Genomic DNA, 22,081 nt, shown 5'->3' with positions numbered 1-22,081 from the left:
ACCGGCACCGCCCCCACGCAATTCGGTAAATTCGAAGGCGTGGGAGCATTGATTTGGTTTATCGCAGCCCTGGTCCTCGCCGGTCTTGAACTGGCGGCCGGGGAGTTCACCCTGCTCATGCTGGCCGGCGGCGCGACCGTCGGTGGCCTCGTGGAGTGGGCGGGCGCACCGACCTGGGCGGCGATCGTCGCCTTCGGCATCGCCACTGCTGGGCTGATCCTGTTCCTGCGCCCCATTCTTCGCCGTAGGCTGCACGGCCCGAAGGCGCTCGACACCTCCCAGCAGGCCTTGGTCGGCGCGACCGCTGAGGTTCTGGAGGACGTCGGTGCCCGCGGCGGGCAGATCCGCCTGGATGGCTCCATTTGGTCCGCGCGTTCGATGGACCCATCCGAGACCTTCACCAAGGGCGAAGAGGTCCACGTCATCGACATTGATGGCCCAACCGCTGTCGTGTGGAAACACGACTAGCGGGAAACGCAGTCCGTGAAAGAACCAACCAGGAAACGGTAAACATATGTCCGGCATGATCTTCCTCTTAGTTCTGTTGGCTTTCATCGCTCTCGTCGTGGTGAAATCCATCGCCCTGATCCCGCAAGGCGAGGCGGCCGTCATCGAGCGGCTTGGTAGCTACACCCGCTCCGTCTCGGGCGGGATCACGATCCTCGTTCCCTTCATCGACCGGGTCCGTGCCCGGGTGGATACCCGCGAGCGCGTGGTCTCCTTCCCACCGCAGGCGGTCATCACCCAGGACAACCTGACGGTGGCCATCGACACGGTCGTGACTTTCCAGATCAACGACCCCGCCAAGGCGATCTACGGCGTGGATAACTACATCGTCGGTGTGGAGCAGATTTCTGTGGCAACGCTGCGCGACGTGGTCGGCGGCATGACGCTGGAGGAGACGCTGACCTCCCGCGAGACGATCAACCGCCGACTGCGCGGTGAGCTCGACGCCGCGACCGCCCGGTGGGGCCTGCGCATCAGCCGAGTCGAGCTGAAGGCAATTGATCCGCCACCGTCCATCCAGCAGTCCATGGAGATGCAGATGAAGGCGGATCGCGAGAAGCGCGCGATGATCCTCACCGCAGAGGGCCGCCGGGAGTCGGACATCAAGACCGCCGAGGGTGAGAAGCAGGCCCGCATCCTCTCCGCTGAGGGTGAGAAGCACGCCGCCATCCTGGCCGCCGAGGCTGAGCGCCAGGCGATGATCCTGCGCGCCGAGGGCGAGCGCGCCTCCCGCTACCTGGAAGCACAGGGTGAGGCGAAGGCCGTCCAGAAGATCAACGCCGCCATCAAGGCTTCCAAGCTCACGCCGGAGGTGCTGGCCTTCCAGTACTTGGATAAGCTGCCGAAGCTGGCCCAGGGCGAGGCATCGACGATGTGGATGATCCCGTCCCAGTTCGGCGATTCCCTGGAACAGTTCGCCAAGGCCTTCGCAAAGAAGGACGACGAGGGAGTGTTCCGCTACGAGCCGGGCCACGTGGACGAGGACACCCGCGAGAAGGCCGAGGCAGATGACACGGAGGAGTGGTTCTCCACGGCTTCCGACCCGGAGATCGCCAAGGCCGTAGCCGCGGCGAACGCGGTGGCCAATAAGCCGGTGGAGGAAGATCCGATGGATCCGACGCCTAAGCCGCAGCACGCTCGTAAGGAGCTCCCGGCGGAGCCGGTGCAGCAGCCCGCCCCGCAGAGCGTGGATCCGCAGAATATGTGGACGAACCCCACGAATTAGGGCGCACCTGGGGGAGGGCCCGGCGGGGGTCTAGCCGGGCCGAATCGCGGTGCTAGACTGTCTAGCCATGCGACCAGAATTGTCTGATTACGAGCACATTTCCGCGGGTAAAGTCCGCGAGATCTACGAGATCGACGCAGAGCACCTGCTGATGGTCGTCACGGATCGGATCAGTGCCTACGATTTCGTGCTCGACACCGATATTCCAGACAAGGGGCGGGTGCTCACCGCGATGAGCGCCCACTTCTTTGAGCAGATCGACTTCCCGAACCACCTCGCGGGACCGCTGGATGACGAGCGCATCCCCGAGGAGGTGCTCGGGCGCGCCATGGTGTGCAAGAAGCTGGATATGGTTCCCTTCGAGTGCGTGGCTCGCGGCTACCTCACTGGGTCCGGCCTGAAGGAGTACGAGGCCACCGGCGCGGTCTGCGGCGTCGAGCTCCCGGAGGGCCTGGTCGAGGCCTCCAAGCTGGACGAGCCGATCTTCACCCCGGCGACGAAGGCGGAGGTCGGGGATCACGACGAGAACGTCGGCTTCGACGTCGTCGTCAAGGACCTGGGGGAGGACCTCGCGGAAAGGCTGCGCACCGCAACCCTGGAGATCTACTCCCAGGCCGCGAAGATGGCCGAGGAGAAGGGCCTGATCCTGGCGGACACGAAGTTCGAGTTCGGCCTGGACAAGGCAGGCAACCTGGTGCTCGCCGACGAGGTGCTGACCCCGGACTCCTCCCGTTACTGGCCGGCTGACGGCTACGAGGAGGGCAAGGTGCAGCCGAGCTTCGATAAGCAGTTCGTGCGTAACTGGCTGACCGGCCCGAAGTCCGGCTGGGATAAGAATGACGGTTCCCAGCCGCCGGAGCTGCCGGGCTCCGTGGTGGAGGCGACCCGGGCGCGCTACGTGGAGGCCTACGAGCGCATCTCCGGCAAGCGTTTCGCCGACTGGATCGGCAGCTGCGTCTAAAACGCAGCCTGCACGGCAGGAAGCGCTGAACCCTCGGCTTAGCGCTCCTCCGAACTCGCCGGGGCGGTTGGAAAAGACCCCGGATAAGGCTCAACCCCGCTCAACCATGATGGTTGCGCGGGGTTTATGCGTTGCGCAGCGGATCACCGCGCTGCGCGGGCGGTGTGGCTGGGTGCCTAGACGCGAGCGGTGTGCTTAGCGACCTCGGTGATGCCGTGGTGCGTCAGGTGGAAAGCCAGGTTGCGGTGCTGCGGGGCGACGTCGATGATGCCGGTGATCCAGCGGTCGCGGGCGCAGGTGTCGTGGCCGGTGGTCATCGGCTTGATGTCCACGAAGGTGGAGCGGGTGTCGCGGGAGGCGTTGGCCGCTGCGCGCTGCAGGGCGTCCTCCACCGGGCGAGCCTTGACGATCAGGGACGGGGTGCCCTGCGGCAGCAGGTTCAGGTAGCAGGTCTGGCCCGCCGGGTTGGTGATCCGTGGGTAGCCCATGACCTTCACGCGGGCGTTCGGGGCCAGGCGCTTGACGTGGTTGACGGTGTTGCGGATGGATACGCGCAGGTTGTTCTCGATCTGCGGGATCGGCATCTTGTCGTTCAGGATGTACGGGTAGGTGTCGTTAGCACCGGCGAAGATGACGACCTCGCGGGTCGCGCCGTTGAGCTTGCCGTCCTGGCGGGCCTTGTTCGCCAGGCTGGTGATGTGCTTACCGCCAGTGCGGAAGGAGGCACCGGAGCAGGAGTAGTTGTCCACCGGGGCACGCTTGACGGACGCGTAGGCGTGCTTGAAGCGGTCGTCGGAGGCACAGCCCACGCCGTTCATCGGCTTCGGGTCCAGTGGGATGCCGCGCTGGCTCATGTAGTGCGCGACGGACGGGTTGGCCATGATCGAGTCGCCGAGCAGCACGGTGTTACCAGGAGCTGCGGAAGCTGTGGCAGGTGCCAGCATGGCGCCGAGAACAGCAACCACGGAGAGGGCGAGGGCCTTGAGACGCATATTCATCCTATCTGTGGATTGGTGTAGAAGATTCGATGCTCGTTACAGGCGGATTGTATTTGCTTCCCAGAGAAAATGAAACAAATGAGCATTATTGGGGCGCAAGTTACAGAAGTTGTGCAACTTACTGTGTTGCCCCGGTGGTTCTGGGGCGTGCCCCTGCGCAGCTCACCGGGCTCGTGATCCGTGTCCGGTGCGGGTGCTAGCTTAGGGGCTTAGCGAAACCGGGAGCTGTGTGCAGGCTGGCTGGCTGCCTGCCGGGGAGTGTTCCCCGCAGGTGGTGACCAAAACTGGCTGCCATCCCAGCGCCAGTACAGCTGGCTCCCAGGTAACGAATTCATAACACTATCGTGTTTTGGTTAGAGAAGAAAGGTCAAGGGCTTTCGTGACTCAGGGCACTGAAGGGCAGCAGCAGAACCAGGGCGGCACCACGGCCGCGACCAGCGGGGACAAGCAGGCCCCGCGGCTAACCGCTCCCGTGGCCAAGAAGCTAGCCACCCGGCGCAGTTTCCATGGCCGGGACTTCAGCGATGACTACGAGTGGCTTCGAGATAAGGAAGCCCAGGAGGTTCTGGATCACCTCGCCGCGGAGGACGCCTTCGCCGTGCAGGAGACCGAGCACCTGACGCCGCTACGCGAGGCCATCTACCAAGAAGTGAAGTCCCGCGTGCAGGAGACGGACATGTCCCTGCCCGTCCGTGCGGGCGACTGGTGGTACTTCTCCCGCTCGACGGAGGGGAAGAACTACGCCTCGATGTGCCGCGTCCCCGTCGATAACCCGGAGGACTGGACCCCACCGCAGATCGATCCGGAGACCCCGCACCCGCGCGAGGAGGTCTTCCTCGACGTCAACGCCGAGGCCGAGGGGCATAACTTCTTCTCCCTCGGGGCGGCGAGCGTCACCCTCGACGGCACCCGCTTGGCCTACTCCGTGGACACCGCGGGCGACGAGCGCTTCACCATGTACTTCCGTGACCTGGCCACCGGCGAGCAGATCGGGGAGCCTATCCCGGATGTCTTCTACGGCGCGACCTGGGTCGGCCGCGACACGATCTACTACCAGAAGGTCGACGCCGCCTGGCGCCCGCACGAGGTCTGGCGCCACACGCTGGGCACCTCCGTTGAGGAGGATGAGCTGATCTACCGCGAGGAAGACGAGCGCTTCTGGACCGGCGTGGGCACCACCCGCTCCAAGCGCTTCCTGCTGATCGCCTCCTCTTCCAAGGTCACCAGCGAGATCTGGTACCTCGACCTGGAGGCCGAGGAGAAGGGGGAGGGCGCGGAGCTGACCTGCATCCTGCCGCGCGAGCAGGGGGTGGAGTACGGTATCGACCACGCCCGCGTCGCGGGCGAGGAGCACTGGCTGGTCATCCACAACAAGAACGGTGTGAACTCAGAGCTGGGCTACCACCCGGTCGGTCAGATTGCCTCCCTGGACGACGTCACCGTCCTTGTGCCGCACCGCGACGACGCCCGCATCGAGGGCGTGGACTGCTTCCAGAACCACCTCGTCCTCGAGGCCCGCGAGAACGCTGTCTCGAAGAGCCACCTGATGGACATCTCCGACGGCTGGTCCGAGTTCCGCCCCGTCGACTTCGGCGAGGAGCTCGCGACCGTCGGTGCTGCCGGGAACAGCGAGTGGAATCCGCCCGTCCTACGTTTCGTCTTTTCCTCCTTTACGACGCCCACCCGGGTCTACGAGCTCGACCTAGTTACCGGGGAGCAGATCCTGCGCAAGGAACAGCAGGTCCTCCCCGGCCCGGACGGCAAGGAATTCAACCCGGCCGATTACCAAGCCACCCGCATCTGGGCCACCGCACCGGACGGAGCGCAGGTCCCGGTCAGCCTGATCCACCGCGCGGACGTCCCACTCGACCGGGAGAACCCGGTGCTGCTCTACGGCTATGGCAGCTACGAGTCCTCCATGGACCCGGGCTTCTCCATCTTCCGGCTCTCGATGCTGGATCGCGGCGTGGTCTACGCCATCGCGCACGTCCGCGGGGGTGGGGAGATGGGCCGCCTCTGGTACGACAACGGAAAGGGGCTATCCAAGAAGAACACCTTCACTGACTTCATCGCCGTGGCCGATGAACTGATTGCCCGAGGCATGACCAGTCCGCAGCGCATGGTCGCCGAGGGCGGTTCTGCCGGCGGCATGCTGATGGGTGCGGTGGCGAACATGGCCGGCGACCGCTTCGCGGGCATCGAGGCGATCGTGCCCTTCGTCGACCCGCTGACCTCCATGCTCATGCCGGAGCTGCCGCTGACCGTGACCGAGTGGGATGAATGGGGCGACCCTTACCACGACCCACAGGTCTACGACTACATGGCGGAATACGCCCCCTACGAGAACATCACCGCGGACAAGACCTACCCGCCGATCCTGGCGGTCACCAGCCTCAACGACACCCGCGTGCTCTACGTGGAACCCGCGAAGTGGGTGGCCAAGCTCCGCGACGTGGCGGGCGCGAACGTCCTGCTGAAGATCGACATGGAGTCTGGCCACGGTGGTGTCTCTGGTCGCTACAAGGCTTGGGAGCAGGGTGCGTTCGAGACCGCATGGGAGCTGGACCGTATGGGCGCCACCGAGCTGCTGGACTAGGTTTTGCCACCTTTGGTGGTGGTTTTTGCCGCCTTCGGTCGCGCTTTCCGCCACCTTCGGAGGTGCTTTTTCACCTCCCTCGGCAGCGCCATTCCAATAATTCCTTGGCCTTTCAGCCTGGTGTTAACATGGGCACGTACTTAATGGATTTTTCCAACAGCTGGGAGCACTAGAGAACATGGCTCGTGTGGTTGTCAACGTCATGCCGAAGAAAGAAATTCTGGATCCCCAGGGGCAGGCCATCGTCCGCGCCCTTGGTCGTCTGGAGATCAGCGGGGTGCAGGATGTCCGTCAGGGCAAGCGCTTTGAACTCGAGGTCGATGACCAGGTGAGTGAGGCGGATCTCGAGAAGATCGCCGCCGAGCTGCTCGCCAACACCGTGATCGAGGACTACGAGGTCGTCACTGCGGAGGTTCAGCAGTGAGCCCCCGCATCGGAGTAATTACCTTTCCGGGCACCCTCGATGACGTCGACGCCCTCCGCGCCGTCCGTCTCGCCGGTGGCGAGCCCGTCGAACTGTGGCACGCGGATGCTGACCTGAAGGACGTCGACGCTGTCGTCGTCCCGGGTGGTTTTTCTTATGGCGACTACCTGCGCGCCGGTGCCATCGCAGCGATCGCACCAGCCATGCGCTCCGTCGTCGAGGCTGCGGGCCGTGGCCTGCCAGTCCTGGGCATTTGCAATGGCTTCCAGATCCTGCAGGAAGCAGGGCTGCTGCCAGGTGCGCTGACCCGCAACGAGGGCCTGCACTTCGTCTGCCGTGACATCGAACTCGAGGTGGAGAACAACTCCACCCCGTGGACCTCCGGCCTGGAGAAGGGATCCACCCTGCTGGTCCCGTCCAAACACGGGGAGGGACGCTTCCAGGCGGATGAGGAGACCCTCAAGCGCCTCGAGGGGGAGGGCCAGGTCGTCTTCCGCTACGTGGTGAACCACAACGGCTCCCGCAACTCCATCGCGGGCGTGTGCAGCGAGAAGGGCAACGTCGTTGGCCTCATGCCGCACCCCGAGCACGCCGTGGAAGAGCTCACCGGACCGTCCACCGACGGCCTCGGCATGTTCCAGTCCGTCCTTCACAGCCTGGTCTAGGGCCTCACCGGCTACCAGCGAGAACTTTTTCAAGAAAGTAGTTCAGGGAAGTAGTTCTATGACGAACAACCTCAACAACGGTTCCGGCGCCGCGGCCGACTCTGGCGCTGTCAAGGTGCACAACGACACGGTCGCGAACGCTGAGCAGACCCCGGACCTCGTCCAGCCGTGGGCGGACCTCGGCCTCAAGGAAGACGAGTACGCCCGCATCAAGGAAATCCTGGGCCGCCGCCCAACCGAGGCGGAGCTGGCCGTGTACTCCGTGATGTGGTCGGAGCACTGCTCTTATAAGTCCTCCAAGGTTCACCTGCGTTACTTCGGTGAGACCACCACCGAGGAGATGAACTCTAAGATGCTCGCCGGCATCGGCGAGAACGCCGGCGTGGTGGACATCGGCGACGGTTGGGCCGTGACCTTCAAGGTCGAGAGCCACAACTCGCCGTCCTACATCGAGCCCTATCAGGGTGCGGCCACCGGCGTGGGTGGCATCATCCGCGACATCATGGCCATGGGTGCGCGCCCGGTCGCTGTGATGGACCAGCTGCGCTTCGGTGCAGCGGATGCCCCGGATACCCAGCGCGTCCTGCCGGGCGTGGTCGCGGGCATCGGCGGCTACGGTAACTCCCTCGGCCTGCCGAACATCGGCGGCGAGACCGTCTTCGATTCCTCCTACGGCGGTAACCCACTGGTCAACGCCCTCGGCGTGGGTGTGCTCCCGGCCGAGGACCTGAAGCTCGCCTTCGCCTCCGGTACCGGCAACCGCGTCGTCCTTTTCGGTGCCCGCACCGGCCTGGACGGTATCGGCGGCGTGTCGGTCCTCGCGTCCGAGAACTTCGAAGAGGGCGCGGAGCGCAAGCTCCCGGCCGTGCAGGTCGGCGACCCCTTCGCGGAGAAGGTCCTCATCGAGTGCTGCCTGGACCTGTACAACGCCGGCGTGGTCGTTGGTATTCAGGACCTCGGTGGCGCAGGCCTGTCCTGTGCCGTCTCCGAGCTGGCTGCCGCCGGCGATGTCGGCATGCACGTCGTGCTCGACAACGTCCACCAGCGTGCCAAGGGCATGACCGGCGCGGAGATCCTGTCCTCCGAGTCCCAGGAGCGTATGTGCGCGGTCGTCGAGCCGGAGAAGCTCGACGAGTTCATGGAGATCTGCCGCAAGTGGGACGTCATCGCCTCCGATATCGGCGAGGTCACCGACACCGGCCGCCTGATCTGCGAGCACCAGGGCGAGGTCATCCTCGACGCCCCGCCGAAGACCATCGCGGACGAGGGCCCGGTCTACGAGCGCCCGTACCAGCGCCCGGCCGACCAGGACGAGCTGCAGAAGCAGGCCGACCTGCCGCGCCCGAATAACCTGCCGGAGCTGCGCCAGCAGTTGCTGGACCTGGTCGCCTCCCCGGCGCTGTGCTCCCGCGCGTTCATTACCGAGCAGTTCGACCGCTACGTCCGCGGCAACACCGTCCTGGCGAAGGACGCCGACGCCGGCATGCTGCGCATCGACGAGAAGACCAACCGCGGCATCGCAGTCTCCGCGGATGCTTCCGGCCGCTACGCGCAGCTCGACCCGCGCATGGGCGCAAAGCTCGCGCTGGGCGAGGCCTACCGCAACGTCGCCACCACGGGTGCGACCCCGGTCGCCGTTTCCAACTGTCTGAACTTCGGCTCCCCGGAGGACCCGGAGGTCATGTGGCAGTTCCGAGAGGCCGTCCACGGCCTGGCCGACGGCTGCGTGGACGTCCAGATTCCGGTCACCGGCGGCAACGTCTCCTTCTACAACCAGACCGGTGATACCCCGATCCTGCCGACCCCGGTGGTCGCAGTTCTGGGAACCATCGACGACGCCACCACCCGCCTGCCGCAGCAGATCGCGGAGGGCTCGGAGTACGAGCTGATCCTGGCTGGCGCGATGACCAAGGACGAGCTGGGCGGCTCCATCTGGCAGCAGGTTGTCCACGACAACCTCTCCGGCCTGCCACCGCAGATCGATCTGCACGCAGAAGAGCGCCTGGGCAATGCCCTCTCCGCTCTGCGTGGCGTGGCAGCTGCCGCGACCGACCTCTCCGAGGGCGGCCTGGCGCAGACCATCGTCGAGCTGGCGATCCAGTCCAATACGGGTGTCACCGTCAACCCGGCCATGAACCTGGAGCCAAGCCTGGCTGCCAGCGAGGACCTGCACGAGCAGCTCTTCGTGGGCCTGTTCTCGGAGACCGCCACCCGCGTGGTGCTCGCGGTGCCGAAGGCAAGCTACGCCAAGGCGATGGAGATCCTCGCCGACCACGAGGTCCCGGCAGCCTGGATTGGCCGCACGGGCAGCGTGGACGCCGAGGGCCGCCCGGAGGTCTGCTTCGAGGTTGGTGCCACCGGCAACCTGCCGGGCGATCAGCCGGAGCCTGCGGAGCAGGACGCTTCCGAGGAAGGCGAGGTCGCACGCCTGGTCTTCAACGTCGAGGAGCTGCGCAACGTCTGGGAGGCAACCCTGCCTGCGCTCTTCGGGCACGCCACCGGCGCGAACTCCACCGTCTAGGTCGCACAAGCCCTAGCTAGGGGAGGGGCGCCCGAAACGCTAACCCTCCTGATCGCCGAGCTGAGACTCGAGCGCTTGAATGCGCTCCTTCAGCTCGGCGATATCTTTTCGGTATAGGCCCAGTGTCTCGTCGACCTGGGCCTTCGTCCATCTCGGCTGAATGTGCTTCGAGCAATTCGCGTCGGTGGCCACCAGATCCACGACCATGATGCGTTCGGTGGGCTGGCGGAGCCGTTCGCCACCGATGGTGGTCGCGTCCTCGGCGAGCTCGGGGTCGTCAGCGGCCTCCACGATGCGGGCGTGACCAAAGACCTTCAGACGGCGACGCAGCGGGTAGTCGACAAAGAACAGGCACACCCGTCCGCCGTCCTCCCCGCCCCGGTCCACATTGCCGGTGGTGACGAACTGGTTATTGCCGTGGAACTCCGGCCAGAACAGCCGCTTGCCGTCAGCGCTGATGTGAACGAATCCCTGCGGTCCACCGCGGTGCTGCACATACGGCCACCCCGTGCCGGTGACGGTGGAGATGTAGAAGTGTTGGGCGCTACGGATCAGCTTGCGGGCCTTGCCGTCGAGCCCGTCGAAGGGGCCATCGGCGTGCCCCTGTTCCACGCCTGGAAGCTGCGTTTCCTCGCTGTGCTGCCGGGCGCGGACGAAGCGGTCGTAGGCGATTTTCTCGTAGGTCAACTCGTCGGTCATCGCCGGCTTCCTTCCTGATCTTTGTCTTGTAGGCGCGCCGTCTCTGGCTGCTACCGCGGAGCGGTAGGACGTCAGAGCAGTAGGACGTCTACCTCTTCGCCCTCGGTGGGGCCCGCGGATCCCGCCGGGATCACCACCATGCCATTCAGCCCCACGAGGGAGGCGACGAAGTGCGAGCCGAACCGCTGGCCGCTGAACGCATCCACCACTGGCTCACTGCCGGAGTAATCGACCCGGGCGGGGGAGAGCAGCGTGCGCCCCGTGCTGGCTGGGAAATGCCCACGGACCCGGGCGCGCACGCGTGGGCGGTTCAGGGCAGTGCCGTAGGTTGCCAGCCCCCGCATGCGGCACAGCAGCGGGGCGACAAAGATGTGGAAGCTCACCCACACGCTGACCGGGTTGCCGGGTAGGCAGAGCAGGGGAGTGCCCGCCCATAGGCCGCCACCCTGGGGTTTGCCTGGCTGCATATTCAGCGGGCCGAACCACATGTCCGTGCTGTTCTCACCCGCGACTTGTTTGACCACGTCGAAGGCCCCGGCGGAGATACCGCCGGTGGTGACGATGAGGTCGTGGCTGACCGCGAGCTCGTTCAGAAGGTGGCGGAAGGCGTCGGCGTCGTCCCGAACTTGGAAAATGCTGGCGGTGACCCCGGCGCCCAGGGACTCGGCGAGCTGGGCGGCCATCGGGCCGTTGGAGTCCGGGATGCGGGGGAGGCTGCTTTCAGCTGATCCGGTCCCAGCGTGGTCGGTCTCGGCGTCATTGGTCACCGCGACCTCGTCGCCCGTGGTGACCACCGCGACGCGCAGTGCGGGGTGGACCTCGGCCTCCTCCACCCCGGTCGCGATGAGTGCGGCGACGGTCCCGGCGTCGAGCTCGCAGCCGGCCGGGGCGAGCGCGTCGCCCGGAAGGATATTGGAACCGGCGCAGCGCACGTGGGTTTGCTCTGGGTCGAGTGCGTAGATCTCGATGGACTCGGGCAACGGGTGCGGGCCGGTGGGGATATTCGTCGCCTCAACGGGGATGATTACCACCTCGGCATCCTCAGGCACCGGGGCGCCCGTCATGATGCGCTGGGCGTGACCCGTCGGCGGTAGTTCGGGAGCCGCACCGGCGAAGACGTCGCCGGAGACGGGAAAGCACAGCGGGGCCGTACTCAGGTCCCTGGTTGCAAGGTCGGCTGGCACATCCGAGGCTCGGATGGCGAAACCATCCATCGCAGAATTAGAAAACGGGGGAACGGCCTGCTGGGCGCTCACCGGGCGTGCCAGCACCCGGCCTAAAGCCTGGGCGAGGGGCAGCGTCTCAGTTCCACGACCCGCCCACTGCAGCCAGGCGTCGGCCAGCGACTGGGTAAAGCGGTAGTGCTCCTCGATAGAACGCATATGCCCACCCGTGCCGTGGCAGGGGTGGGCGGTAGTGCTTGTCACTGGGCTAGTCGCTGAGCTTGGTATTACCCGGCAGCGGGGAGACCAGCGGCTTCGGCACGTAGGTGGAGCGCAGCTCGCGCAACGTCATGGCGTGCTGCTCCAGGCGCTTATCCTCGTTGGTCTGCGGCACGTACTTGCGGGCTGGTAGCGCGTGGCCGTCGACGTCGACCGCGACGTAAGTGAAGGAAGCGTGGATCGCGGTCGGCAGGTTCGAGGTGTCCTCGCGGGGGTCGCCCGCGCGCAGGTGGACGGAGACGGACATGGAACGGGCGTCGGTGCGGATCAGGCGGGCGTCCACCTCGATCAGGTCACCGATGGAGACCGGGCGGTAGAAACGGATACCACCGGCGTAGACTGCGACGGTGCGCTCCCCGGACCAGCGCATGGTGCAGGCGGTCGCGGCCTCGTCGATCCACTGCATCGCGGTACCACCGTGGACGTCGCCGCCCCAGTTGACGTCCGTGGGCTTAGCGAGGAAGCGGGAAGTAACCTGCGGCGCCGTGGAATCGTCCGTGTAGGACTGGCGCAGCATCTCCTCCTCGATCGCCTTGCGCAGCTGGATGCGGGACAGCGCAGCCTCCTCGACGCGCTTTTCCTCCTCGGTCTGCGGGATGTACTTCGGCACGGCCTTGGACCGACGGTTCTCGTCCATGGCGACGAAGATCACGAGGCAGTCGCAGGCGCGGGTGAACTGGCCGTCGCGCGGGTCGGCAGAGAGCACCTCGTTGACGATGTGCATGGAGGAACGCCCGGTGTAGGCGATGCGGGAACGCACCTCGACCAGGTGGCCGGAAGGGATTGGGCGGGTGAAGTGGATGTGCCCCACATAGGCGGTCACGCAATAGGACTGGGACCAGCCCACGGCGCAGGCGTAGGCCGCCTTATCGATCCACTCCAGCACGCGCCCACCGTGTACGCCCATGCCGCCGGCGTACAGCACGTCGGTGGGGGAGGCGAGGAAACGCAGCGTGACGAGCGGCGATGGCCCCTCCGTGCTCATCACTTCTGGTTGAGCCGTCAAGGTCTCATCGGTGTTTGTAGACGTCGCATCTTTAGCCATGAACGCCATGTTAAAGCACAGTCTGATAAAACACTGACACAGTCGCGAAATAGTTGCGCAGAAAGCCGGAGAAACTGGTTATTCCCGCAGCTCAAGAGCCCGCGATGGGGTGCCTCACGTTGTTGCGAAAATGGCTTGTCCGCAGGCGTCATTAGGGTGGGGGTATGAGCCGAAAATTAAGTGGTCTTGAGCTGACCGCCGCGGCGACCGAGGCGATGGCCGCCGTCGCGGACTGGGTGGCGGATCCGGAAGGTCAGCCCGTGCCCTCCCGCCAAACGCTCGCGGATGCGGTCCGGCGCAGCGCTGAACTTCTCGCACAGGACGCGCCCGGAAATACCGTGGAGCTTCGGGTGCCGCCTTTCGTGGCAGTGCAGTGTGTGGCCGGCCCGGTGCACCGCCGGGGGAATCCGCCCAATGTGGTGCAATGCAGCCCGTTGGCCTGGCTGCGGGCGGCGGCCGGGATGGCGTCGTTGACGGAAATGTCAGAACGAGCGGGTACCGACGCGGCGGGCAGTTCGATGAGCAAGATCAGCGTCGAGCTTTCCGGAACCCGTGCTTCGGAGGTGGAGCGCCACTTGCCCCTGTTTGGAAGACATTAAAGGGCTGGTAATGTCGTGATAGTGGCAAAAGATACTGGCCTGAATTCTTTGAATGGGACCAACTCGGCACCGTCGGTGGATGCGGTACAACCCGCCCAGCCAGCGGACCGGGGGTACGACGATCACGGGGAGCAGCCTCCGCGCGAGGAGTGCGGTGTCTTCGGGGTATGGGCGCCGGGGGAGGACGTCTCGAAGCTGACCTACTACGGGCTGTACGCGCTGCAGCACCGTGGCCAGGAAGCGGCGGGCATCGGCGTCGGCAGTGGCGACCAGATCCTCGTTTATAAGGACCTCGGCCTGGTCAGCCAGGTGTTCGACGAGCAGATCCTTAACTCCCTGAAGGGACACATCGCGATCGGTCACACCCGTTACGCGACGGCCGGCGGGGGACGCTGGGAAAACGCCCAGCCGATGTTCCGCATGGCTTCGGACGGCACGGACGTCGCCCTGGGACACAACGGCAACCTCACCAACCACCTGGAGCTGATGGCCGAGGCCGCGGAAAAGCGCCTCGTGGATCCCGCTGATGAGCCGAGCGACTCGGACGTCATGTGCGCCCTCATCGCAGACCTCATCGACGAGAACACCTCGATGGAGGAGGCTGCGCTCCAGCTCTTCCCGCGGGTCAAGGGCGCATACTGCCTGACCTTCACGGACGGCAAGGGCCTGTACGCGGTGCGCGACCCGCACGGCGTGCGCCCGCTCAGCATCGGCAAGCTCGCCAACGGTTGGGTCGTCTCCAGCGAGACCGCGGCCCTGGACATCGTCGGCGCGGAGTTCGTGCGCGACGTCGAGCCGGGCGAGTTCATCGCCATCAACGAGGACGGCATCCGCTCCCGCAAGTTCGCGGAGCCGACCCCGAAGGGCTGCGTGTTCGAGTATGTCTACCTCGCGCGCCCGGACTCGGTCATCAACAGCCAGCCGGTGAACGCGACCCGCGTGGATATCGGTCGCCGCCTGGCGGAGGAATGGCCGGCTGAGGGCGACCTGGTCATCCCGGTGCCCGACTCAGGCACCCCGGCGGCGGTGGGGTACGCCCAGGCCTCCGGCATCCCATTCGGCCAGGGGCTGACGAAGAACGCCTATGTGGGCCGCACCTTCATCGAGCCCTCCCAGACCATTCGTCAGCTAGGTATTCGCCTGAAGCTGAACCCGCTGCGCCACGTGATCAAGGGCAAGCGCCTAATCGTGGTGGACGACTCCATCGTGCGCGGCAACACCCAGCGTGCCCTCATCCGCATGCTGCGGGACGCAGGCGCGGCCGAGGTGCACGTTCGCATCGCGTCCCCGCCGGTGAAGTGGCCGTGCTTCTACGGCATCGACTTTCCGTCGCCAAACGAGCTGCTGGCCAACAACGTGGACCCAGACAACATGGTGGAAGCCATGCGGAAAGAAGTCGGCGCGGACTCCCTGGGCTTCGTCTCCACGGAGGCGATGGTGGAGACCAGCGCGCAGCCGCGGGAGACCCTGTGCGCTGCCTGCTTCGACGGCGTGTACCCGCTGGGGCTCCCGACGGGCAATCCGAACGCGGAGCAGGTTCGTCTCCGGCAGCGCCGCCTCGCGGAGGAGGCTGAGCAGGCCGCAGGTGGCAGCGATGCCTCAAGCAACAACCCCGAAGATAACTAGCGATTGAACACCCTCGGCGGAAGCCGGATTTCACAAGCAGGAGAAAACTCATGAGTGATGATCAGAAGACTCAAGCTGGGGCGTCCTACGCCGCCGCTGGTGTGGATATCGAGGCCGGCGACCGCGCTGTCGAGCTCCTGGCCCCGCTGGCGAAGCGCGCGACCCGCCCGGAGGTCCGCGGCGGACTCGGCGGCTTCGCCGGGCTGTTCGCGCTGGGCGAGTACGACAAGCCGCTGCTGGCCGCATCCTCCGATGGTGTGGGCACCAAGCTGGCCGTCGCCCAGGCGATGGATAAGCACGACACCATCGGCCGCGACCTGGTGGCCATGTGCGTCGACGACCTCGTCGTCTGTGGCGCCGAGCCGCTGTTCATGCAGGACTACATCGCGATCGGCAAGGTGATCCCGGAGAAGGTTGCCGAGATCGTCAAGGGCATCGCCGATGGCTGCGAGGAAGCAGGCTGCGCCCTGCTGGGTGGCGAGACCGCCGAGCACCCGGGTGTCATGGGCGAGAACGACTACGACGTCTCCGCCACCTCCGTCGGTGTGGTTGAGGAGGCCAAGCTGCTGGGCCCGGACAAGGTCCGCCCGGGCGACGTGGTCATCGCAATGGAGTCCTCCGGCCTGCACTCCAACGGCTACTCCCTGGCTCGCAAGGTTCTCCTGCAGGACGCCGGCCTGCCGCTCGACCAGGAGGTGCCGGAGTTTGGGCGCACCCTGGGTGAGGAGATGCTCGAGCCGACCCGCATCTACGCGAAGGACTGCCTGGACCTGGCCGCAGAGTGCGACGTCCACACCTTTGCCCACATCACCGGTGGCGGCCTGGCAGCCAACGTGGCCCGCGTGATCCCGGAGGGTCTGGTCGCCGAGCTGCACCGCTCCACCTGGGTACCGGGCCCGATCTTCGCGAAGATCCAGGAGCTGGGTGGCGTGGCCCAGGAGGAGATGGAGAAGACCTTCAACATGGGTGTTGGCATGGTCGCCATCGTGTCCGAGGAGGACGCTGACCGCGCGCTCGCTATGCTGGCGGCCCGCCACATGAAGGCATGGCGCCTGGGCGTTGTCCGCTCTGGCGAGGGCGGCGCGACCTTGCAGGGCGAGCACCCGGCGGAGAGCTAAGCCGCTCTCGGGGGGGAGGGGGGGGGGAAGACTGTGGCGCCGGACGTTGCCGGCAGCCACGGGCCAACACGAAAAGCGGCGTCGCTGCCACCTGGGGGTGGGGCGAGGCCGCGGGGTAAAAAATACGGCCCGAGCGCGACCGGGTTTGTGAGGTCGTGGGCTCGGGCCGTATGACGCGGGGGACTAGTAGCGGTGGTCGCTCCAGTCGTCCCACTCGTCATCGCGCTCGGAGTACTCGTCCTGCTGCGGAGCTCCAGAGAGCTCTCGCTGCAGACGCTCCAGATCCATTTCCGGAGCCTGGTACTTCAGTCGGCGAGCTACCTTGGCTTGCTTAGCCTTTGCGCGGCCGCGACCCATGGCTGACCCCCTTGAGAGATCGTATGGCGACTCGAGGGAACGGTCGCCTTCTTATTGTTTAAGCATTTCCTGGTCTACACCATAGCGAATTTTTTTCGCGAATTCCGAACCCGGGGCCGCCCCGCCCCGCGCCGCGCCGTGGGAAACCGTGGCCACGATGCGAGATGGATTGCAAAAGCGCAGGTCAGGTAGGGTGGCGCGGCGGTATCCGCGAAGATTAGCCGTTGCGCAGATTTTTGATAGCTGCGCGTCCCGGCTTTTCCGCGTCGTCCACCTTCGCGTCCGCAGGGTCGATCGCGGCGTCCACCTCCCCGGCCTGCAGGGCTGGCACTGCCGCCGGGTCCGTCGCCAGCTTTTCCACCACATTGCGTCGCACCAGCGCGAGGGCAACCGGTCCCAGGGTCGCGTCGTGCACGCTACTGCCCACCCGGCCGATGCGGCGGCCACCCGCAGTAAGATCCGCGCCAACCTCCGGGAGCGCATTCCGGGAGCCATCGAGGTGGAGCAGCACCAGAGTGCGCGGCGGCTTGCCCAGGTTCTGGACTCGAGAGACGGTCTCCTGCCCGCGGTAGCAGCCCTTATTCAGGTGCACCGCATGCGCCGTCGGGCCCTCGCTCTCCTGTGCCAGCTGGGTCGCCCCGTGATTATTTTCGCCCAGGTACCAGGGGACCTCGTGGGGGATGGTCTTTTCGTCCGTGTCCTCGCCGACTACCGGTTGGCGCGCGGCGATGCGCCAGGCGGTGTAGGCCATCAGGCCAGTTGGGGCGTAGCCGAGGTCACCTGTGGCATGGTCCCAGCTTCCGATCTGTGCCTCAGCCGGCAGCCACACGTCGGTCACCGCAACCTCGCCCAGTTTTCGGGTGCGCCAGGAGTGCGCATCCGGAAACGCTCCATCCGGGGTAGCTCCGCTGCCCGCGCGGTCATCCTCCGCCGACTCTTGCGCACCGGCCTTCTTCAGGACGGCCACCTGCACCAGGTCAAGGCGCTCGACCTCAACCTCCGCCCAGAAGATCATGCGGCTGAGGTAGGTCTCCAGTCCCTCGGCCTGGTCAGCGGCGACGTCCAGCAGGATGCCATCGTTCAAGGCAGCGACCCCGAATTGGTATTCCACGTGGCCCTGCACATCCAGGATGAGACCAAAGGTGGCCTGACCAGGCTGGATCGCGTTGATCTTCTGGCTGATCAGATCGTTGAGCCAGGTCTTGGCCTCCTCACCGTGGACCCACAGGGCGACACGGTCGAAGCGGTCGATGAGGCCGGTCGCGCCATCTTCGACGGCGTTCTGCTCACCAAGGGGGTTCCCGTAGTGCCAGGCGACGGGGTAGGTCTTGTCCTCATTGGTCGCGCTGGCTCCTGGGACGTGGCTCAATAGGGGAGAGCTGGGGGTGGTCATGAAGGGAAAACAACCTTTCTGCGCTCGTTAGTTACCCCGATGCTAGTAGGGAATCGCCACGGCCATCGACCAGGGCATATTCTTGGAGTGAGTCCCGGCTTGAGCCCCGCGCCCCGCGCGTGCTGCCCTCGGCGCGAAGGGGCTAGCCGGTTGCTGAGGTGGCTTGACGACAAAGGAGTAGCTATGGCGATTGTCATTGATGTTCTCGGTGCCCCGGAGCCCCGGGTTTGGGACGCTGAGCAGCCGTTCCTCTATGCCGACGACCTCGCGGCAATCCGCGGAGATGGCGTCTTCGAGACCCTGATCCTGCGCGAGGACGTGGTGCGCAACATGGACCGCCACGCCTCCCGTTTCCAATCGAGCGCGGCGATGCTGGAGCTGCCGGAGCCGGATATTCAGCGCTGGACCGCGGCCACCGAGCTGGCGGTCAGCGAGTTCGCTCGCGTCTACCCGGAGCAGCACGAAGCGGCGCTGCGCTGGGTCTACTCGCGTGGTCGCGAATCGGGCGGTGAACCCACCGGGTGGATCACGGTGACCCCGGTGGGCGAGGCACAGCTCAAAGCCCGCCGCGAGGGCGTCAGCGTCATGACCGCCGAACGCGGCTTCAGCCTCGATATTTCGGATCGCTCGCCGTGGGCGCTGATCGGCGCGAAGACTCTCTCTTATGCGGCGAACATGGCAGCACTACGCGCAGCGAAGAAGGCAGGCTTCGACGACGTCATCTTCTTCAGCGAAGAAGGCACTGTTCTGGAAGGTCCGACGAGCAGCGTGATCATCGCCCGCGAGTCCGAGGGCGGCGGTAAACCACAGCTGCTGACCCCCTGCCCCCACACGGGGATCCTCCCGGGCACGTCGCAGGCTGCGGTGTTCCGGCTCGCCGCGGAGCGCGGCTGGCCGGTGGCTGAAGAGCAGCTCACCGATGAGGATCTGCGCACCGCAGCCGGGGTGTGGCTGGTGTCCTCGGTGCGGATCCAGGCGCGCGTCACAGCCATCGACGGCCAGCCAATGCCGCGGCCGGCCTTCGCGGATGAGCTCGAGGCCCTGATCGCGGAGGCCGTCACCGCGCAGGCCTAGCTAGGCACGGCGCTAGCCAGGCGCAGAGCTAGCCGCGCACCCGCTTGAGCTGCGCGGACATCCACGGCACCATCTCGCCGTCGATGAGGCGCTCGTCGACCCAGCCCAGGTCGTTATTCGGCATGAGGCCGTAGAGACGCTTGCCGGGGCCCAGGGCGCTCGGGCCGGTTTCGGTAGCCAGGGTGGAAGCGCTCTCCAGCTGCCAGGCGCGCTCGGTGAGCGGCTTGCCGTACATCAGCTCGATCATGCCGTCGGAGTGGGCGATGAGCAGCTCGATGTTGTCATCGTTGTCGATGCGCCAGAAGCCGGCCTCGCGGCGCAGCAGCTCGCCGACCTCGGCCTCGCCCGCAGCCTCAGCGCTAGCCTCGTCACCTTCCGCCTCAGCGCCCTCTGCGGCAGGCGGGTTGATCTTCCAAGTGCGGGACTCGAAGCCCAGGCGGTTCTCGCCATCGTGGAAGATGCTCAGCTGCTGGCCAAAGGTGAACTCCTCCTCGCCCGGCTGCGCAGCCTGGCCTCGGCCACGCCACACGCCGACCAGCGGCAGGAGTGCGAGCAGGCCGTCATGCAGGTTCGGGCCGAAGCGCAGGTTGGCGGTGTCCTCCGGGATCGGGAGGTCGCCGAAGACTGGCAGGTTCTTATCCGCCGTGCTCTTCGACTGCTCGGCGGCGAGGTTCACGGCCTCGTTGCCGTCCAGCTTCGGGCCGGAGTTGGTGCTTTCTGCCGGGGTGTTGGCACCCTGGTCAGGAGACTGATTATTAGCCTTATCGGAACTCATGGCCTCCACTCTATAGGGAGGGCCGTTGCTCTTCCGTGAGGGGACGGGTCGGAGGGGTGAGATCCTCGATGCTGACGGTGGTGTAGTAGTCCTCCGCCTCGATGAACACCGAGCCTCCTCCCACGTAGACGCGCATCGGGATCCCGGGGAAGGGGATGGAGTCCTTCTCGATCTTGAGCCGGAAGCCGTCCATCAGCGCCGCGGCGGTCGCCTCGTCCAGCTGATCAGCGGGGACGATCTCCGCGCCTTCCTTCTTGTCCACCGGTCCCTCGATGACGGTGACGGGGCGCAGGTAGACGTCGCCGCGCTTGATGCGGACCTTCATCTCGACGATCGCGGGGGCACGGAAGCCCTTCGGGGTGCCGCGGAAGATCGCTTCGGTTTCCCACCCGCCGCGCGGGGAGATGTCTGCCTTATTCGAGACGTCCAGGTCGGGGATGCCCATCAGCTTTCCCAGGGGGACGACGCCCAGCTGGAGGCGGTGGAAGACCTTGCGCGCAGGAGCGTCGTGAATATCGCCGGTGAAGATCTGGGAGCCGGTGACGTCGACGTACTGGGCTGAGGAGTGGACGGTGACGTCGCCGAATCCGGCGATGGGGACGTCCTTGGCGGTGACAGTGACGGCCTCCAGTTCATTGGTGAGCGCCTGGGTGACGTAGGGGAAGCCCGCGAGCATGACATCCGGCGGCTTAGGCAGCTGTGAGCCCTCGTAGAGCTGCTGGGAGATCTTCGCCTCCGTGCGGGCGGCGATGAGGGAGTCCGTGAGCGTGAGCGCGAGGGATGCGACCAGAAGACCGGCGAGAACCTTCCACAGGCGGCGCCGGGGGCGCGGTGCTGGGGAGGAATCAGCCGAAATCTGCGGGTTTGCCATGAAGAACATTATGGCGCATCGACGGGCGCGGGCCATACCCGATCCGCGGTGGTGGGGTATCGATGGCGAAATCCGATGTCTGGGTGCTTGCGTAGGGTGGATAGAACACCAAGCGAGATGAACCAGAATTTTTCCGGGAGCGAGTTTTATGACCTGCACTTTCCACGCCTACGAGCAACTTCACGCTCAACCGGAGGTGGTCGCCGCGGTACACACCCTGCTCCGGGAGGTCGAGCAGGCCGACGGGGTGGCTGCGCTGAGTGAAGCCTTCCTCAAGGGCATCGATGGGGACCACGGGCACCAGCACATCGTGGCCCTGACCGACGAGCGTGCGGTGGGAATCCTGGCGCTGGACGGCGCCGTGACCGCCAGTGTGAGCGGGGAGAACCCGACCGCCGAGCTGGCCGTGGTACCCGATGTGCGTCGCCAGGGTGTCGCCCGTGGGCTCCTCGCGGCGGCGAATGAGCACTTGGGACTGACTGGCCCCCTGGACGCGTGGGCGCACGGGGATTTGGCACCGGCTCGCGCGATGGCCGAGGCAGCGAATGCCCGCCGCACTCGTGAGCTGCACAAGATGGCGGTCGACGCCTCCCCAGGAAGCGCCCGCGGCGAGCAGTTCCGCGCCGGGGCAGAAGATGCCACCTCGAAGGTCGAATCCCAGGGGCTGACGGTGCTGACCTACCCCGAAGCCGTCGAGCGCTTCGGAGAGGAGCTCGTGGACGAGGAATGGGTCCGCGTGAACAACGAGGCCTTCGCCTGGCACCCGGAGCAGGGTGGCTGGGATATCGATCAGCTGCGCAGCGCCCGCGATACTGCGTGGTTCGATCCCAACGGCGTGCTGATGGTCTGGACCTGCGGGGAGGATGAGGACGCCGCCGGGCCGCGGTGTGCTGGCTTCCACTGGACGAAAATCCCCACCGAGGAGCAGGAGAAGCCCGAAGGCGAGCGCGCTGGGGAGGTTTATGTGGTCTGCCTCGCCGACGAAGCCCGGGGCAAGGGACTGGGGCCCGCGATCACGATGCTCGGCATCGGCGAGCTGATGAACCGAGGCGTGGGAACCGTCGAACTCTACGTCGAGGGCGATAACGGTCCGGCGGTAGCGACCTACGAGGGACTGGGCTTCGGGATCGTCCACACCGATGTGGTTTATCGTGGAGAATTAGATTAATTCCCAGCCCCGCAGAA

At 65.9% G+C, this 22,081-nt stretch carries 20 protein-coding genes; 12 read left to right on the top strand and 8 right to left on the bottom strand.

What is annotated here, in order from left to right; translation table 11 throughout:
* Positions 1–39 precede the first annotated feature (39 nt).
* The 3 genes from QP997_RS03495 to QP997_RS03485 all read left to right on the top strand — a co-directional run bounded on the left by QP997_RS03495 (position 40) and on the right by QP997_RS03485 (position 2,693).
* Entirely contained in the window at positions 40–468 is a 429-nt protein-coding gene (locus QP997_RS03495; RefSeq protein WP_284758551.1) for an NfeD family protein, read from the top strand.
* A 46-nt stretch (positions 469–514) separates the two neighbouring features.
* Entirely contained in the window at positions 515–1,732 is a 1,218-nt protein-coding gene (locus tag QP997_RS03490) for an SPFH domain-containing protein (protein ID WP_284846220.1), read from the top strand.
* A 67-nt stretch (positions 1,733–1,799) separates the two neighbouring features.
* Positions 1,800–2,693 carry a phosphoribosylaminoimidazolesuccinocarboxamide synthase gene (locus QP997_RS03485; protein ID WP_148812851.1) on the top strand — a complete coding sequence of 298 codons (894 nt, stop codon included), beginning with the start codon at positions 1,800–1,802 and terminating at the stop codon, positions 2,691–2,693.
* A gap of 176 nt (positions 2,694–2,869) precedes the next feature.
* Here QP997_RS03485 and QP997_RS03480 read toward each other — a convergent pair whose 3' ends face one another.
* Positions 2,870–3,685 (bottom strand): GDSL-type esterase/lipase family protein, encoded by an 816-nt coding sequence (locus QP997_RS03480; RefSeq protein WP_284846219.1) that lies wholly within the window; start codon positions 3,683–3,685, stop codon positions 2,870–2,872.
* 478 nt (positions 3,686–4,163) lie between these two features.
* Between QP997_RS03480 and QP997_RS03475 the strand changes: the two genes are divergently transcribed.
* From QP997_RS03475 to purL, 4 genes are all read left to right on the top strand, one after another.
* Entirely contained in the window at positions 4,164–6,287 is a 2,124-nt protein-coding gene (locus QP997_RS03475) for a S9 family peptidase (RefSeq protein ID WP_284846316.1), read from the top strand.
* 178 nt (positions 6,288–6,465) lie between these two features.
* Positions 6,466–6,711 (top strand): phosphoribosylformylglycinamidine synthase subunit PurS, encoded by a 246-nt coding sequence (purS, locus tag QP997_RS03470; protein WP_012360859.1) that lies wholly within the window; start codon positions 6,466–6,468, stop codon positions 6,709–6,711.
* Positions 6,708–7,376 carry a phosphoribosylformylglycinamidine synthase subunit PurQ gene (purQ, locus tag QP997_RS03465; protein WP_012360858.1) on the top strand — a complete coding sequence of 223 codons (669 nt, stop codon included), beginning with the start codon at positions 6,708–6,710 and terminating at the stop codon, positions 7,374–7,376. Before purS ends, purQ begins: the two co-directional genes overlap by 4 nt.
* 58 nt (positions 7,377–7,434) lie before the next feature.
* Positions 7,435–9,897 carry a phosphoribosylformylglycinamidine synthase subunit PurL gene (purL, locus tag QP997_RS03460; protein ID WP_284846218.1) on the top strand — a complete coding sequence of 821 codons (2,463 nt, stop codon included), beginning with the start codon at positions 7,435–7,437 and terminating at the stop codon, positions 9,895–9,897.
* Between the two features lie 39 nt (positions 9,898–9,936).
* Here purL and QP997_RS03455 read toward each other — a convergent pair whose 3' ends face one another.
* From QP997_RS03455 to QP997_RS03445, 3 genes are all read right to left on the bottom strand, one after another.
* Positions 9,937–10,596: a pyridoxamine 5'-phosphate oxidase family protein gene (locus tag QP997_RS03455; RefSeq protein ID WP_070759748.1), complete on the bottom strand. Its 660-nt coding sequence runs from the start codon at positions 10,594–10,596 to the stop codon at positions 9,937–9,939.
* A 71-nt stretch (positions 10,597–10,667) separates the two neighbouring features.
* The gene (locus QP997_RS03450) at positions 10,668–11,978 is read right to left on the bottom strand and encodes a molybdopterin molybdotransferase MoeA (protein ID WP_284846217.1); all 1,311 of its coding nucleotides are present in this window, start codon (positions 11,976–11,978) and stop codon (positions 10,668–10,670) included.
* A gap of 49 nt (positions 11,979–12,027) precedes the next feature.
* Positions 12,028–13,092 (bottom strand): acyl-CoA thioesterase, encoded by a 1,065-nt coding sequence (locus tag QP997_RS03445; protein ID WP_284846216.1) that lies wholly within the window; start codon positions 13,090–13,092, stop codon positions 12,028–12,030.
* A 155-nt stretch (positions 13,093–13,247) separates the two neighbouring features.
* Between QP997_RS03445 and QP997_RS03440 the strand changes: the two genes are divergently transcribed.
* The 3 genes from QP997_RS03440 to purM all read left to right on the top strand — a co-directional run bounded on the left by QP997_RS03440 (position 13,248) and on the right by purM (position 16,426).
* Entirely contained in the window at positions 13,248–13,682 is a 435-nt protein-coding gene (locus tag QP997_RS03440; protein ID WP_284846215.1) for a sterol carrier family protein, read from the top strand.
* 75 nt (positions 13,683–13,757) lie between these two features.
* Complete coding sequence (gene purF, locus QP997_RS03435; RefSeq protein WP_284846315.1) at positions 13,758–15,308, top strand: amidophosphoribosyltransferase; 1,551 nt, start codon at positions 13,758–13,760, stop codon at positions 15,306–15,308.
* Between the two features lie 50 nt (positions 15,309–15,358).
* On the top strand, positions 15,359–16,426 hold the full coding sequence (gene purM / locus QP997_RS03430; RefSeq protein ID WP_070760123.1) for a phosphoribosylformylglycinamidine cyclo-ligase: 1,068 nt from the start codon (positions 15,359–15,361) through the stop codon (positions 16,424–16,426).
* Positions 16,427–16,609: 183 nt separating this feature from the next.
* On the opposite strand, the gene QP997_RS03425 is transcribed toward purM, so the two are convergent.
* Both QP997_RS03425 and ygfZ read right to left on the bottom strand, forming a co-directional pair.
* On the bottom strand, positions 16,610–16,783 hold the full coding sequence (locus tag QP997_RS03425; protein WP_012360850.1) for a DUF3073 domain-containing protein: 174 nt from the start codon (positions 16,781–16,783) through the stop codon (positions 16,610–16,612).
* Between the two features lie 217 nt (positions 16,784–17,000).
* The gene (ygfZ, locus tag QP997_RS03420; RefSeq protein ID WP_284846214.1) at positions 17,001–18,176 is read right to left on the bottom strand and encodes a CAF17-like 4Fe-4S cluster assembly/insertion protein YgfZ; all 1,176 of its coding nucleotides are present in this window, start codon (positions 18,174–18,176) and stop codon (positions 17,001–17,003) included.
* Positions 18,177–18,359: 183 nt separating this feature from the next.
* Here ygfZ and QP997_RS03415 point away from each other — a divergent pair, with 183 nt between their 5' ends.
* The gene (locus QP997_RS03415) at positions 18,360–19,250 is read left to right on the top strand and encodes an aminodeoxychorismate lyase (protein WP_284758559.1); all 891 of its coding nucleotides are present in this window, start codon (positions 18,360–18,362) and stop codon (positions 19,248–19,250) included.
* A 28-nt stretch (positions 19,251–19,278) separates the two neighbouring features.
* Here the strand turns inward: QP997_RS03415 and QP997_RS03410 are convergent, their stop codons facing one another.
* Together QP997_RS03410 and QP997_RS03405 are read right to left on the bottom strand one after the other, a co-directional pair.
* Positions 19,279–20,025, bottom strand: a complete 747-nt coding sequence (locus tag QP997_RS03410) for a heme-binding beta-barrel domain-containing protein (RefSeq protein WP_284758560.1) — start codon at positions 20,023–20,025, stop codon at positions 19,279–19,281.
* A 10-nt stretch (positions 20,026–20,035) separates the two neighbouring features.
* Entirely contained in the window at positions 20,036–20,896 is an 861-nt protein-coding gene (locus QP997_RS03405) for an LmeA family phospholipid-binding protein (RefSeq protein ID WP_284846213.1), read from the bottom strand.
* Between the two features lie 148 nt (positions 20,897–21,044).
* On the opposite strand from QP997_RS03405, the gene mshD reads away from it, so the two are divergent.
* A complete protein-coding gene (gene mshD / locus QP997_RS03400; protein ID WP_284846212.1) occupies positions 21,045–22,064 on the top strand; it encodes a mycothiol synthase in 1,020 nt (339 codons plus the stop codon).
* Positions 22,065–22,081: the final 17 nt, after the last annotated feature.

The organism is Corynebacterium sp. MSK039 (assembly GCF_030232315.1).
Classification (GTDB): domain Bacteria; phylum Actinomycetota; class Actinomycetes; order Mycobacteriales; family Mycobacteriaceae; genus Corynebacterium.
This window is presented reverse-complemented; position numbering and strand designations above follow the sequence as displayed.

Bases quoted from the DNA above. Each gene is read 5' to 3' on its own strand.
- QP997_RS03425 (WP_012360850.1), bottom strand. From the start codon at position 16,783: ATGGGTCGCGGCCGCGCAAAGGCTAAGCAAGCCAAGGTAGCTCGCCGA.
- QP997_RS03415 (WP_284758559.1), top strand. From the start codon at position 18,360: ATGGCGATTGTCATTGATGTTCTCGGTGCCCCGGAGCCCCGGGTTTGG.
- mshD (WP_284846212.1), top strand. From the start codon at position 21,045: ATGACCTGCACTTTCCACGCCTACGAGCAACTTCACGCTCAACCGGAG.
- purS (WP_012360859.1), top strand. From the start codon at position 6,466: ATGGCTCGTGTGGTTGTCAACGTCATGCCGAAGAAAGAAATTCTGGAT.
- QP997_RS03445 (WP_284846216.1), bottom strand. From the start codon at position 13,092: ATGGCGTTCATGGCTAAAGATGCGACGTCTACAAACACCGATGAGACC.
- purL (WP_284846218.1), top strand. From the start codon at position 7,435: ATGACGAACAACCTCAACAACGGTTCCGGCGCCGCGGCCGACTCTGGC.
- QP997_RS03410 (WP_284758560.1), bottom strand. From the start codon at position 20,025: ATGAGTTCCGATAAGGCTAATAATCAGTCTCCTGACCAGGGTGCCAAC.
- QP997_RS03480 (WP_284846219.1), bottom strand. From the start codon at position 3,685: ATGCGTCTCAAGGCCCTCGCCCTCTCCGTGGTTGCTGTTCTCGGCGCC.
- ygfZ (WP_284846214.1), bottom strand. From the start codon at position 18,176: ATGACCACCCCCAGCTCTCCCCTATTGAGCCACGTCCCAGGAGCCAGC.
- QP997_RS03490 (WP_284846220.1), top strand. From the start codon at position 515: ATGTCCGGCATGATCTTCCTCTTAGTTCTGTTGGCTTTCATCGCTCTC.
- QP997_RS03455 (WP_070759748.1), bottom strand. From the start codon at position 10,596: ATGACCGACGAGTTGACCTACGAGAAAATCGCCTACGACCGCTTCGTC.
- QP997_RS03450 (WP_284846217.1), bottom strand. From the start codon at position 11,978: ATGCGTTCTATCGAGGAGCACTACCGCTTTACCCAGTCGCTGGCCGAC.
- purM (WP_070760123.1), top strand. From the start codon at position 15,359: ATGAGTGATGATCAGAAGACTCAAGCTGGGGCGTCCTACGCCGCCGCT.
- QP997_RS03405 (WP_284846213.1), bottom strand. From the start codon at position 20,896: ATGGCAAACCCGCAGATTTCGGCTGATTCCTCCCCAGCACCGCGCCCC.
- QP997_RS03485 (WP_148812851.1), top strand. From the start codon at position 1,800: ATGCGACCAGAATTGTCTGATTACGAGCACATTTCCGCGGGTAAAGTC.
- QP997_RS03440 (WP_284846215.1), top strand. From the start codon at position 13,248: ATGAGCCGAAAATTAAGTGGTCTTGAGCTGACCGCCGCGGCGACCGAG.